This is a genomic window from Streptomyces sp. AHA2 (genome assembly GCF_036857595.1).
GTDB lineage: Bacteria > Actinomycetota > Actinomycetes > Streptomycetales > Streptomycetaceae > Streptomyces.
The window spans coordinates 1-12,836 of record NZ_JAUQWJ010000009.1; the positions used below are offsets into that span (position 1 = coordinate 1).

The 12,836-nt window shown below is 70.6% G+C and carries 12 protein-coding genes; all 12 read right to left on the reverse strand.

The features are described 5' to 3' along the window. Window positions 1-206 precede the first annotated feature (206 nt). On the reverse strand, window positions 207-608 hold the full coding sequence (locus tag Q5694_RS19415) for a hypothetical protein (RefSeq protein WP_333934434.1): 402 nt from the start codon (window positions 606-608) through the stop codon (window positions 207-209). A 51-nt stretch (window positions 609-659) separates the two neighbouring features. Beyond that, complete coding sequence (locus tag Q5694_RS19420; protein ID WP_333934435.1) at window positions 660-1,487, reverse strand: shikimate dehydrogenase; 828 nt, start codon at window positions 1,485-1,487, stop codon at window positions 660-662. 10 nt (window positions 1,488-1,497) lie between these two features. Continuing rightward, on the reverse strand, window positions 1,498-3,210 hold the full coding sequence (mltG, locus tag Q5694_RS19425; protein WP_333934436.1) for an endolytic transglycosylase MltG: 1,713 nt from the start codon (window positions 3,208-3,210) through the stop codon (window positions 1,498-1,500). A gap of 122 nt (window positions 3,211-3,332) precedes the next feature. Next, a complete protein-coding gene (gene ruvX, locus Q5694_RS19430) occupies window positions 3,333-3,797 on the reverse strand; it encodes a Holliday junction resolvase RuvX (protein WP_333934437.1) in 465 nt (154 codons plus the stop codon). A 14-nt stretch (window positions 3,798-3,811) separates the two neighbouring features. Beyond that, complete coding sequence (gene alaS / locus Q5694_RS19435) at window positions 3,812-6,484, reverse strand: alanine--tRNA ligase (protein WP_333934438.1); 2,673 nt, start codon at window positions 6,482-6,484, stop codon at window positions 3,812-3,814. Further along, window positions 6,484-6,837 carry a hypothetical protein gene (locus Q5694_RS19440; RefSeq protein WP_333934439.1) on the reverse strand — a complete coding sequence of 118 codons (354 nt, stop codon included), beginning with the start codon at window positions 6,835-6,837 and terminating at the stop codon, window positions 6,484-6,486. The genes alaS and Q5694_RS19440 overlap by 1 nt, the downstream gene beginning before the upstream one ends. A gap of 9 nt (window positions 6,838-6,846) precedes the next feature. After that, the gene (locus Q5694_RS19445) at window positions 6,847-7,281 is read right to left on the reverse strand and encodes a DUF948 domain-containing protein (RefSeq protein WP_333934440.1); all 435 of its coding nucleotides are present in this window, start codon (window positions 7,279-7,281) and stop codon (window positions 6,847-6,849) included. A 185-nt stretch (window positions 7,282-7,466) separates the two neighbouring features. After that, the gene (gene rpsD, locus Q5694_RS19450; RefSeq protein WP_309096595.1) at window positions 7,467-8,081 is read right to left on the reverse strand and encodes a 30S ribosomal protein S4; all 615 of its coding nucleotides are present in this window, start codon (window positions 8,079-8,081) and stop codon (window positions 7,467-7,469) included. Between the two features lie 311 nt (window positions 8,082-8,392). Next, window positions 8,393-9,745, reverse strand: a complete 1,353-nt coding sequence (locus Q5694_RS19455; RefSeq protein WP_333934442.1) for a replication-associated recombination protein A — start codon at window positions 9,743-9,745, stop codon at window positions 8,393-8,395. 59 nt (window positions 9,746-9,804) lie between these two features. Next, on the reverse strand, window positions 9,805-10,461 hold the full coding sequence (locus Q5694_RS19460) for a vitamin K epoxide reductase family protein (protein WP_333934443.1): 657 nt from the start codon (window positions 10,459-10,461) through the stop codon (window positions 9,805-9,807). A gap of 243 nt (window positions 10,462-10,704) precedes the next feature. Beyond that, on the reverse strand, window positions 10,705-11,967 hold the full coding sequence (gene hisS, locus Q5694_RS19465; RefSeq protein WP_333934444.1) for a histidine--tRNA ligase: 1,263 nt from the start codon (window positions 11,965-11,967) through the stop codon (window positions 10,705-10,707). A gap of 13 nt (window positions 11,968-11,980) precedes the next feature. Continuing rightward, on the reverse strand, window positions 11,981-12,688 hold the full coding sequence (locus Q5694_RS19470) for an MBL fold metallo-hydrolase (RefSeq protein ID WP_333934445.1): 708 nt from the start codon (window positions 12,686-12,688) through the stop codon (window positions 11,981-11,983). Between the last annotated feature and the right edge of the window lie 148 nt (window positions 12,689-12,836).

Consider the following 12,836-nt stretch of genomic DNA (forward strand, 5'->3'; position numbering starts at 1 on the left):
CCAGCGTCGCCACGAGTGCGGGACCGTGGGACTCCCCCGCGGTCAGCCAGCGCAACCTGCTCAACGGTGCTCCTCAGTGCTCGCGCCCTGGTACTGCCTTGCGTACGCACGTCCTCGCGTACGGCGACGGCCTGACCGGCTGCGCGGCTCCGGTCCGCCACCTCCGATCCTCCCACGACCGGGCCGGGTGTCCGGCCGCCGGTCCATCAGGCGGACGCGCCGTCGCCCCGGCCGCGCTGCGGGGCGCAGGCCCCCAGGAAGTCGGCGCCGCTCGGCTGCGGCGCGGACTGCGCCGGCTGCGGGGCCCAGGGCCCGAGGTGGTCGGCGCCGCCGCCCTGTCCGGACGCCACCTGTGCCTGCTGCGGCGCGTACTGTCCCAGGTAGTCGGCGCCGCGCCCCTGCCCGTACTGCGCGGCGGCGTGCACCGGCCGGCCGTTGCGGACGGCGCGACGGTGGACGATCTTGCGCTTGATCTTCACGACCCAGGACGCCACGAGGGCGAGCACGATCAGGGCGAGCACCGTGATCTGCACCCAGTCGGGCAGGAAGCGCAGCACGACCTCGAACATCTCGGACTTCGCGGACGCCTGCGGCAGGCTTGCGGACATGACGGACGTTCCCCTCCCCGTGTTCCGCCCCCTGCGGAACGAGAGCGGATCTTAGCGGGCCGCGAGAGCCCGCTCGCCCGCTTTTCGCATGGCGTCCAGGGGCGCCGGAGCGATTCCGGTCATCTGCTCCACCTGGAGCACCGCCTGGTGCACCAGCAGGTCGAGACCGCTGACGACGGCCCCGCCGTACGCCGACCAGCGGGCGGCGAGGTCGGTCGGCCAGGGGTCGTAGAGGACGTCGAAGAGGGCCGTCGGCCGCTCCGGCACGGACCGGGCGAGAGCGTCGGTGACACCGGCGGGCGTGGTGCTGATCACCAGCGGGGCGCGCAGGGCCTGCTCGGCGTCCGCCCAGTCGGCGATGCGCACCGTGACCTCCAGCCGCTCGGCCCACTGCCGCATCTCGGCGGCCCGGGCCTCGCTGCGCACGTAGACGGCGATCTCGCCCGGGCAGATCCGGGACAGTGCGGCCAGCGCGGACGAGGCGGTGGCGCCGGCGCCGAGGATCGCCGCGGAGTCGGCCTGTTCGATGCCGTGCTCGCGCAGGGCGGCGACCATGCCGGGGATGTCGGTGTTGTCGCCGGTCCGGCGGCCGTCCTCCGTGACGACGACGGTGTTGACGGCGTCGACCGAGGCCGCGGTGTCGCTGATCCGGTCGAGCAGCGGGATGACGGCCCGCTTGAGCGGCATCGTCAGCGACAGCCCGGCCCACTCGGGTCCCAGCATCTCGAAGAACGCGGGCAGCCCGGCCTCATCGACCTCGAACCGGTCGTACGTCCAGCCGTCCAGGCCCAGTTCCCGGTAGGCGGTGCGGTGCAGGACCGGGGAGAGCGAGTGGGCGATCGGGGAGCCGAGCACGGCGGCCCGGCGGGGTGCGGCCATGGTGGGTTCCTCAGTTGTTGCGCGAGGCGTTGAACTGGTCGACCAGCTTCTGGTGTTCGGCGTTCGTCTTCGTGAACTTGCTGGTCTTGCCGTCGAGCGAGATGAAGTAGTACCAGCCGTCGTCCGTCGGGTTGAGCGCGCCCTTGAGCGCGTCCTCGCCCGGGTTGTCGATCGGACCGGGCGGCAGGCCCTTGTGGAAGTACGTGTTGTAGGGGTTGTCGTAGTTGCGCAGTTCGCTCAGGCTGAGGTCGATCTTGCTCTGGTTCTTGATGTAGTTGTAGGTCGAGTCGAACTCCAGCATCCCGTTGGTCTGCGGGTTCCCCGGCTTCATGCGGTTGTAGACGACCTCGGCCATCTTGCGGAAGTCGTCGTGGCTGGTGCCCTCGGCCTGGACCAGGCTGGCGACGGTGATCAGCTGCCACGGGTCCTCGAGCCCGAGGCTCGCGGCCTTCTTCTCGACGCCGAGCTCGTCGTAGGTCTCGGTGGCCCGCGCGACCATCTGCCTCAGCACGTCCGCGGGCTTCTGCCCTTCGGTCACGCCGTAGCTGGAGGGGTAGAGGAACCCTTCCAGCGGGTCCTTGACCTGGGGGTGGTTCTGCGCCCAGGCGGGCAGGCCCAGCTTCCGGAAGTCCTTCTCGGCGACCGCGGCCGTGGTGCCCTCCTTGACCTCCAGCCGCTTGTCGATGAGGCGGTAGATGTCGGCGTTGCGCTTGCCCTCGGCGATGATCAGGTTGTCGCGGCTCTCGGGGCTCAGCATCAGCTCGACCGCGCTGGCGGCCGACATGTGCTTCCGCATCGTGTAGACGCCGGCCTGGATGGTACGACCGTCGGGGTCGGAGGCCTGGGCCGAGACGAAGGCGTCGACGCTCTTGACGACCCCGGCGGCCTTCAGTGCCCGTCCGATCGCGTAGCCGTCCGCGCCCTCGGGGATCTCGACGGACACTTCCTGGCCGGTGCCGTCGCCCGCGTAGTCCGGGGCGTCGCCGAAACGATCCTGGTAGAACTGGTAGCCGAAGTAGCCGGCACCGGCCACACCGCCGCCGAGGATCAGGACGACCAGCAGACAGGCCATGCCGTTGCGGCGCTTCCTGGGTTTGCCGCCGCGCCCGCGCTTGTCGTCTCCGCCGCGCCGGTCGCGCGGATCGTCGCCGTCGTCCCCGTCGTCCTCGCCCGCGAAGAACGCGTGCTCGCCCTGGTCGGGGCCGGGGTCCCAGTCCGTCTCCGCCTCGGGTTCCGGGGTGCGCCCGGTGGGGCGCCGGCCGGGCGGCTCGGGGGCCGGACCGGTGTCGGGCGTGCCGTAGGGGTCCTGCGGGCCCGCCGGCTCGTACGCGCCGGTCTGCTGCCCGTACGGATCGCCCGGGTGGCCGGGGTAGGAGACCTGCTGGTGGGCGCCGGTGTCCCAGCCGCCGTCGCCGTAGGGGTGCTGGTGGTACGGGTCGTGCGGCTGCCCCTGGCCGGGGTACTGCTGCTGTCCGTGGGCCTGTGCCGCGTACTGCTGCTGGTCGTACGGGTACTGCTGGTGCGTCTGGCCGTAGCCGGGGTACTCACCGCTGCCCCACTCGCCCTGCTGCGCGTGCTGCGGCTGCTGCGAGTGGTGCTGGGGCTGGCCGTAGGGGGACGGGTGACCCTGATGGGCCTGCGGGCCGCCCCATCCGCCGTCCCCGTACAACGGGTCCTCCGGATGCCACGGTTCGGAGCCTTGGCCCCGGCCATACTCAGTCATCGATCCCCTAGAGCCGCGAGGCGGCGGGTCGCGCGGCTTCCGGCCCGGCTCCCGTCCCGCCTCTTGCTGTGCGGCGGCTGTTCGAACGCCGCCGCATCGCGCGGAACGTTACCGTATCGCGATCAGATGACCACTTCGACGCCTTCGCCGGGTGCTTTGCCTGACACCCGTTCGGATTCGAGGGCCTGCTGGAGGATGATCACGGCTGCCGCCTGGTCGATGACGGACCGGCCCTTCTTGGACTTCACGCCGGAAGCGCGCAGCCCCTGACTGGCCGTCACCGTCGTCATGCGTTCGTCGACGAGCCTCACCGGAATCGGCGCGATCATGCGGGCCAGTTCCTGGGCGAAGCCCCGGACCTTCACCGCGGCCGGGCCCTCGCCGCCCTTGAGGGAGCGGGGCAGGCCGATCACCACCTCGATCGGCTCGTACTCCTCGACGAGCTGCCCCAGCCGTCGCCGGGCTGCGGGGATGTCGCGCCCGGGGACCGTCTCCACCGGGGTGGCGAGGATCCCGTCGGGGTCGCACGAGGCGACCCCGATGCGGGCGTCCCCGACGTCGATCGCGAGCCGACGTCCTCTGCGCATGGTCTCGGCCGTCTCTACTTGGCCGTCTCGGCGACGAGACGCTCCACGGCGTCCACGGCGTCACCGACGGCGGCCGGGTTCTGGCCGCCGCCCTGGGCGACGTCGGGCTTGCCGCCACCGCCGCCGCCGAGGGTCTTGGCGGCCGCGCGGACCAGGTCGCCGGCCTTCAGGCCGCGCTCGCGGGCGGCCTCGTTGGTGGCGATCACCGTGAGCGGCTTGCCGTTCGCCACCGTGAACAGGGCGACCACGGCGGCCCGGCCGCCCTGGATGCGCCCGCGCACGTCGAGGACCAGCTTGCGCAGGTCGTCGGCGGTCGTGCCGTCCGGGACCTGTCCGGTCACGACGGCGACGCCCCGCACGTCCTTGGCGGACTCGGCGAGACCGGCGGCGGCCTGGAGGACCTTCTCGGCGCGGAACTTCTCGATCTCCTTCTCGGCGTCCTTCAACTTGCCGAGCATGGCGGAGACCTTCTCCGGCAGCTCCTCCGGACGGCCCTTGATCAGCTCCTGGAGCTGGGCGACGACCGTGTGCTCCCGGGCGAGGAAGTTGTAGGCGTCCACCCCGACCAGGGCCTCGATGCGCCGGACGCCCGAGCCGATGGAGGACTCGCCGAGCAGCTTCACCAGGCCCAGCTGGGCGGTGTTGTGCACGTGCGTGCCACCGCACAGCTCCTTGGAGAAGTCGCCGATGGTCACCACGCGGACGCGCTCGCCGTACTTCTCGCCGAACTCGGCGATGGCGCCCTGCTTGCGGGCCTCGTCGATGCCCATGACCTCGGCCTGGACGTCCAGTTCGCGGGCGAGGACCTCGTTGATCTTCTGCTCGACGTCGGTCATCACGGCCGTCGGAACGGCCGAGGGCGAGCCGAAGTCGAAGCGGAAGCGGCCGGGCTGGTTCTCCGAACCGGCCTGGGCGGCCGTGGGGCCGAGGGCGTCGCGCAGGGCCTGGTGGGTGAGGTGCGTGGCCGAGTGGGCACGGGCGATGGCCGTGCGGCGGCGCGCGTCGATCGAGGCGTGGGCCGTGGCGCCGACGGTGACCTCGCCGACCTGGACGACGCCCTTGTGGACGTACACGCCCGGGACCGGCTTCTGGCAGTCGCGGATCTCGATGACGGCGCCGGAGTCGACCTTGATGCGGCCGGTGTCGCCGATCTGTCCGCCGCCCTCGGCGTAGAACGGGGTGCGGTCGAGGACGATCTCGACCTCGTCGCCCTCGGTGGCGGCCGGCGAGGAGACGCCGTCGACGAGGATGCCGACGATCGTGGACTCGCCCTCGGTGTCGGTGTAGCCGATGAAGTCGGTCTCGCCGGCCTTGTCGGCGATCTCGCGGTAGGCGCCCATGTCGGCGTGGCCGGTCTTCTTGGCCTGGGCGTCGGCCTTGGCGCGCTCCCGCTGCTCCTTCATCAGGCGCCGGAAGCCGTCCTCGTCCACGGACAGCCCCTGCTCGGCGGCCATCTCCAGGGTGAGGTCGATCGGGAAGCCCCAGGTGTCGTGGAGCAGGAAGGCCTTGTCGCCGGGCAGGACGGTGGAGCCGGACTGCTTGGTCTCGCTGACGGCGGTGTCGAGGATGTTCGTGCCGGCCTTCAGCGTCTTGAGGAAGGCGTTCTCCTCGGCGAGGGCGACCTTCTCGATGCGCTCGCGGTCGGTGATGAGCTCGGGGTACTGCCGGCCCATCATGCCGATGACGACGTCGATCAGGTCCTTGACGACCGGTCCGGTGGCGCCAAGCAGGCGCATGTTGCGGATGGCGCGGCGCATGATGCGGCGCAGCACGTAGCCGCGGCCCTCGTTGCCCGGGGTGACGCCGTCACCGATGAGCATGGTGGCGGTGCGCATGTGGTCCGTGACCACGCGCAGGGAGACGTCCGAGGTGTGGGCGTCGCCGTAGCGGACGCCGGTCAGCTCGGTGGCCTTGTCGATGACGGCCATCGAGGTGTCGATCTCGTACATGTTCTGCACGCCCTGCAGAATCATGGCGAGGCGTTCGAGGCCGAGGCCGGTGTCGATGTTCTTGCTGGGCAGTTCGCCGAGGATCTCGAAGTTGTCCTTGCCGGTGCCCTCGCCCCGCTCGTACTGCATGAAGACCAGGTTCCAGATCTCCACGTACCGCTCGTCGTTGACGGCGGGGCCGCCCTCGGCGCCGAACTCGGGGCCGCGGTCGTAGTTGATCTCGGAGCAGGGGCCGCACGGGCCGGGCACGCCCATGGACCAGTAGTTGTCCTTCATTCCCAGGCGCTGGATGCGCTCCTTGGGCACGCCGACGATCTCGTGCCAGATGCGCTCGGCCTCGTCGTCGTCCTTGTAGACGGTGATCCACAGGCGCTCGGGGTCGAGGCCGTAACCGCCCTCGTCCTGGGAGCTGGTGAGCAGCTCCCAGGCGAGCTTGATGGCGCCTTCCTTGAAGTAGTCGCCGAAGGAGAAGTTGCCGCACATCTGGAAGAACGTGCCGTGCCGCGTGGTCTTGCCGACCTCTTCGATGTCCGGCGTGCGCACGCACTTCTGCACGCTGGTGGCGCGGGCGAAGGGCGGCTTGACCTCACCGAGGAAGTAGGGCTTGAAGGGGACCATGCCGGCCGGGACGAGGAGCAGAGTCGGGTCGTCCGCGATGAGCGACGCCGAAGGGACGACGGTGTGACCGCGCTCCTCGAAGAAGCTCAACCAGCGGCGGCGAATCTCAGCCGACTCCATCAGTGGTCCTCATTCCGGTTGTACGGGTACGTCGGGTACGTCGAACCCTCGACGTACGGGGGGTTGTCGCGGTTCTCGATGGCGGGGTACCGCCGGGGCGCGGGCAGTTCGGGATTCTCGTTGATGCCGAGGGCCTCACCGAGCTCGGCCTCCCGCGCGGCCATGTTCTCCCGGACGTCGAGCGCGAAGCCGACCGCGCGGTCCTTGATGCGGTGGCCCGCCTCGATCGCCTTGTTCCCGGCGGTTCTCGCGAGGCTCTCGGGGGTCAGCTGCTTGAGCTTGCGGTTGACCTTGGTGGTGGCCCACACACCGGCGGCGACGCCCGTGCTGAACCAGAAGGTACGGCGGAACATCGCTGGCTCTCAGTCCCTCTTCCCTCGGGCGCTGCGCCGGGTGACCGTCCGGCCCACGATCACGGTGCGCCTCGGTGCCTTGGCGGACGGCGCGTCCTCCTTGCGGCCGCCCAGGGCCCGGCGCACGCCGTAGCCGAAGGCGGCGACCTTGACCAGGGGGCCGCCGAAGGTGGAGGCGACGGTGGTCGACAGCGCCGAGGCGTTCGACGTGACCTCCTGGACGTCCGAGGCGATCGCGTCGACCCGGTCGATCTGGGTCTGCGCGGAGCGCACCGCCGTCGAGGCGTCGGCCAGCAGCGGGACGGCCTGGTCGGTCACGTCCGCCACGAGCTTGGTGGTCGCCCTGAGCGTCTGGGCCAGCCTCGCCAGCGCGACGGCGAGGAAGGAGACCAGAATCGCCCAGAAGACGGCCACCAGGATCCCGGCAACCTCTCCACCGGACACTGTGCACCCGCTCCCTGAAACGCGCCTGAACTTCGAAAAAGTCGTACGCCGAGCCTATCGCGCCGGGGATGGGGCTCCGTACCGGATTACCGCCCGGGCGTAGGGGGATCGCGAAAGCCCGCCGCCCCGCCCGCCGGTGAGGGCGGGCGGGGCGGCGGGCTGACGTACCGCGTGCCTGCTGGAGATCAGCGGGCGTAGTACTCGACGACGAGCTGCTCGTCGCAGATCACCGGGATCTCCTTGCGGTTCGGCTCGCGGTCCAGGCGGAACGCCAGGGCCTTGAGGTTCACCTGGAGGTAGCGCGGGGTCTCGCCCTCGGGGGCGAAGCCACCCTCACGGGCGATCGTGAAGAGCGTCTTCTCCTTGGAGCGGTCGCGGACCTGCACGACGTCGTCCGGGCGGACACGGAAGGAGGGCTTGTCGACCTTCTTGCCGTTGACCTGGATGTGGCCGTGGACGACCATCTGACGGGCCTGGTAGATCGTGCGGGCGATGCCCGAACGCAGGACCAGGGCGTCGAGACGGCGCTCGAGCTCGATGATCAGGGCCTCACCGGTCTTGCCCTGGACCTTGGAGGCACGCTCGTAGGCGCGGACGAGCTGGCGCTCGGACACGTCGTACTGGGCGCGCAGGCGCTGCTTCTCGAGCAGACGGACCTTGTAGTCCGAGTTCTGCTTGCGGCCGCGGCCGTGCTCACCCGGCGGGTAGGGACGGGCCTCGAAGTACTTGACGGCCTTCGGGGTCAGCGCGATGCCGAGGGCACGCGACTTCTTGACCTTGGGGCGGGACTGGTTCGCCACTGTTTCTCATTTCCTTGATTCGGCTTGTCAGGGTTGTGGGAGGTCGCATCCGCAGCCGGGGAGACCCGCCTCGGTCCGGTGGGACCTCGGTGGGCAGCCGCTCCCCTGGTCTGGGCACATACGTGCAGCACGCGAGTGGCCCACCGACCGGTACCGTCCTCACGACGGGGGGTGGTGGGCTGCCCGCGACACCGTTCGACGGTGCGCGACGCTCCTGGAACCGGTCCGGGGACGCGCCCCTGGCCGACTCCGGCCGACTGTCCCGTTCTGACTGCACGGGACGCGGCACTCCGGACGAGTTTACAGGGTGCTCAGGACCGCTTACGACCGAGGTTCTTCCGGGTCCACTCGACCGCGTCCGCGTACCTGGCCTCCGCGCCGTGCCGGGTCGGCTCGTAGTACTCGCGGTCCTTGAGGGCGTCCGGGGCGTACTGCTGGGCGGCGATGCCCTCGGGCAGGTCGTGCGGGTACACGTACCCCTGACCGTGGCCGAGCTTGGTGGCGCCCTTGTAGTGGCTGTCGCGCAGGTGTGCCGGGACGGGTCCGGCCAGGCCCTTGCGCACGTCCTCCAGGGCGGCGCCGATCGCGGTGGTCGCGGCGTTGGACTTGGGCGCGAGGGCCAGGGCGATGGTGGCGTGGCTGAGGGTGAGGGCCGCCTCGGGGAAGCCGATCATCGCGACGGCCTGGGCGGCGGCGACCGCGATCTGCAGGGCGTTCGGATCGGCCAGGCCGATGTCCTCGCTGGCCGAGATCATCAAGCGGCGGGCGATGAAGCGGGGGTCCTCGCCGGCCTCGATCATCCGGGCCAGGTAGTGCAGGGCGGCGTCCACGTCGGAGCCGCGGATGGACTTGATCAGGGCGCTGGCCACGTCGTAGTGCTGGTCGCCGTCGCGGTCGTACTTCACGGCGGCCCGGTCGACCGTCTCCTCCAGCGTGGTCAGCGCGATCTCCGGCTCACCCTTGTCCAGGGCGGCTCCGGCGGCGGCCTCGAGGGCGGTCAGGGCGCGACGGGCGTCGCCGCCGGCGATGCGCAGGAGGTGGTCCTCGGTCTCCTCGGGGAGGGTGACGGCGCCCTTGAGGCCGCGGTCGTCGGTGAGGGCCCGGCGCAGCAGGCCACGGATGTCGTCGTCCGTGAGCGGTTCGAGGGTGAGCAGCAGGGAGCGGGACAGCAGCGGGGAGATGATCGAGAAGTACGGGTTCTCCGTGGTCGCCGCGATGAGCGTGACCCACCGGTTCTCCACGGCGGGCAGGAGGGAGTCCTGCTGGGCCTTGCTGAAGCGGTGGATCTCGTCGAGGAAGAGGACGGTCTCCTTGCCGTAGCCGCCGGAGGCGCGGCGGGCACCGTCGATGACCGCGCGGACCTCCTTGACGCCGGCGGTGATCGCCGACAGCTCGACGAAGCGGGCGTCGGTCGCCTTGGAGACGACGTAGGCGAGGGTGGTCTTGCCGGTGCCGGGCGGGCCCCACAGGAGCACCGAGGAGGGCCCGGCGGGTCCGGAGGCCTCCCCGACCAGTCTGCGCAGCGGCGAGCCCGGCTTCAGCAGATGCCGCTGGCCCACGACCTCGTCGAGGGTGCGCGGGCGCATCCGCACGGCCAGGGGGCTGCTGGACGGCTCCTTCTCCTGGCGTTCTTCTGCTGCGGCGGTGAACAGGTCGGGCTCCACGTCGCAAACCCTAAATCACGGCACCGACAGTCGGCCCCGGCCCGGCTCGGGGCCCGGGTTCAGCTGAGCCAGAAGTCCCACCAGCGAGTCAGGATCAGCATGCCGATGATGCCGATGTGCAGCACGGGCATGACCCAGGTGAACTCGCCGAAGAAGCTCTTGAGCCAGCCCGGGGCGGGCAGGAAACCCGTGCGGATGTTGAACGACGTCACGTACCAGAACATGACGATCGTGGCGACCCAGGCCAGGCAGCACCACAGGCACAGGGCGTTGATCCGGTACAGCGACTGGAACATCAGCCAGGCGCAGAAGCCCACGCCGAACAGGCAGCCGGCGTTGAAGGTGAGCCAGTACCAGCGCGGGAAGCGGGCACGCGCGAGCAGGCTGACGCCGACGAGGATGACGACGGCGTAGGCGGCGATGCCGAGCATCGGGTTGGGGAAGCCGAAGACGGCGGCCTGCTTGCTCTCCATGACGCTGCCGCAGGACACCACCGGATTGAAGCTGCAGCCGGGCGTGAACGTCTCGCCCTCGACCTTGGCTTCGAGGATCTTGAACTTGTCCAGGGTGATGACCCACGCGGCGAGCAGTCCGGCCGCACCGGTGATCACCAGCAACAGGGCGAGGGCCCGGCTGCCGCCCTCCGCGCGGGGCGCGGTCCCGGCGCGCTCCGGCTCGGGCTCCGCGGAGACGTCCTTCACTGTCGTCTTGCTCATCTCGCCGATTCCGTCACTCGAGACCTGAACCTCTTCGGGCAGGGCCATTGTGCCGCACCGACCTGTGTGCGCACCGTTCGCCGGGGACAAGGATGCCCGCACGGTCGTCCCTGAGGGTTGTGTTTCGGCCGACGTGCGTTCGCCCGGGGGCACAGGAGTGCGAGCCCGCGGGACGGCGAAGGCGCCGGGCACCCCGTCGGATGCCCGGCGCCTTCGCGGGTACGGCGGTCCGCGCGGGTGCCGTCAGCCGAGCCGTGCTTCCAGCTCCGCCACGATCTCGTTCACGCCGACGGCCGTCTGCTCTCCGGACTCCATGTCCTTGAGCTGGACGACGCCCTCGGCGAGGTCGCGCTCGCCGGCGACGATCGCGTAGCGGGCGCCGCTGCGGTTGGCGTTCTTCATGGCGCCCTTGAGGCCCTTGCCGCCGTAGGAGAAGTCGGCCGCGATGCCGTTCTTGCGCAGTTCGCCGACCTTGGCGAACAGGACCCGGCGGGCTTCCTCGCCGAGCGGGACGGCGAAGACGCTGGTGGCGGCGGGCAGTTCGAGCTCGACGCCCTCCGCCTGAAGCGCGAGGACCGTGCGGTCGACGCCGAGGGCCCAGCCGACGGACGGCAGCGCGGGGCCGCCGATCATCTCGGACAGGCCGTCGTAACGGCCGCCGCCGCCCACCGCGGACTGGGAGCCGAGGCCGTCGTGGACGAACTCGAAGGTCGTGCGGGTGTAGTAGTCCAGACCGCGCACCAGCCTGGGGTCGTCCTCGAAGGCGACGCCCGCCGCCGCGATCAGCTCGCGGACCTCCTCGTGGTACGCCTTGCACGCGTCGCACAGGTAGTCGCGCAGCAGCGGGGCGTCGGCCAGCTGCTTCTGGACCTCCGGGCGCTTGTCGTCCAGGACGCGCAGCGGGTTGATGTCCGCACGGCGCAGGGTGTCCTCGTCCAGGTCGAGGCCGCGCAGGAAGTCCTGCAGTGCCGCCCGGTACACGGGGCGGCACTCCTTGTCCCCGAGGCTGTTGAGCAGGATCCGGAACTCGTTCAGGCCGAGCGAGCGGTACGCCTGGTCGGCCAGGATGATCAGCTCGGCGTCCAGCGCCGGGTCCTCCGCGCCGATCGCCTCCGCACCGACCTGGGAGAAGTGGCGGTAGCGGCCCTTCTGCGGACGCTCGTAGCGGTAATACGAACCGGAGTACCAGAGCTTGACCGGGAGGTTGCCGGCCTTGTGGAGGTTGGCCTCCAGCGCGGCCCGCAGCACCGAGGCCGTGCCCTCGGGGCGCAGGGCGAGCTGGTCGCCGCCCTTGGTCTCGAAGGCGTACATCTCCTTCGTGACGATGTCGGTCGACTCACCGACCCCGCGCGCGAAGAGTTCCACGCTCTCGAAGCCCGGCGTCTCGATGTAGCCGTAGCCGGAGTTGCGCAGCGGCGCGGCGATCGCCTCGCGCACCGCCAGGTACTTCGCGGAGTCCGGCGGGATCAGGTCGTACGTGCCCTTGGGGGCCTTGAAGGTGCTCACAGGACGTCTCTCGTCACATTCCTCGTCGGGGAGCGGGCTGGGCTCCCTGGCCGGCCGCCACCTGCCGCAGATACGGGTTGGTGGCGCGCTCCTGGCCGATGGTCGTCTGGGGGCCGTGGCCGGACAGCACCACGGTCGAGTCGTCGAGCGGCAGGCACACGCGGGCCAGCGAGTCGAGCATCTCGGCCATGTCGCCGCCGGGCAGGTCGGTGCGTCCGACGGAGCCGGCGAACAGCAGGTCGCCCGAGAACAGGATCGGCGGGATGTCCGCCGCCTCGGGCATGCCGAAGGTCACCGACCCCTTGGTATGGCCGGGCGCGTGCGCGACGGACAGTTCCAGGCCCGCCAGTTCCAGCTTGGAGCCGTCGGCCAGTTCCTTGACGTCGTCCGGCTCCCCCACGGTCAGCTCCCCCATCAACGGCATCCCGATGGAGCGGCCGAGCGCCTTCTCGGGGTCGCTCATCATGTACCGGTCGTCGGGGTGGATCCAGGCCGGCACGTCGTGCGCGCCGCAGACCGGGACGACCGAGGCCACATGGTCGATGTGGCCGTGGGTGAGGACGACGGCGACGGGCTTGAGCCGGTGCTTGGCGACCGCTTCGGCGACGCCGTCGGCGGCCTGGTGGCCGGGGTCGATGATCACGCACTCCTCACCGGCGGCGGGGGCGACGAGATAGCAGTTCGTCCCCCAGGCCCCGGCGGGGAACCCGGCAATGAGCACGATCGTCCTTCGTTGTGTCGATACGGGTGGCTACGGCTGCTCACAGAGCCTACCGGCGCTGCCGATTCCTCAGCGAACCCATATACGGTACGGGGCACACGCAGGCGGTCGGCACACAGGACGCACGCGTACGGTCGACGTTTTTGGA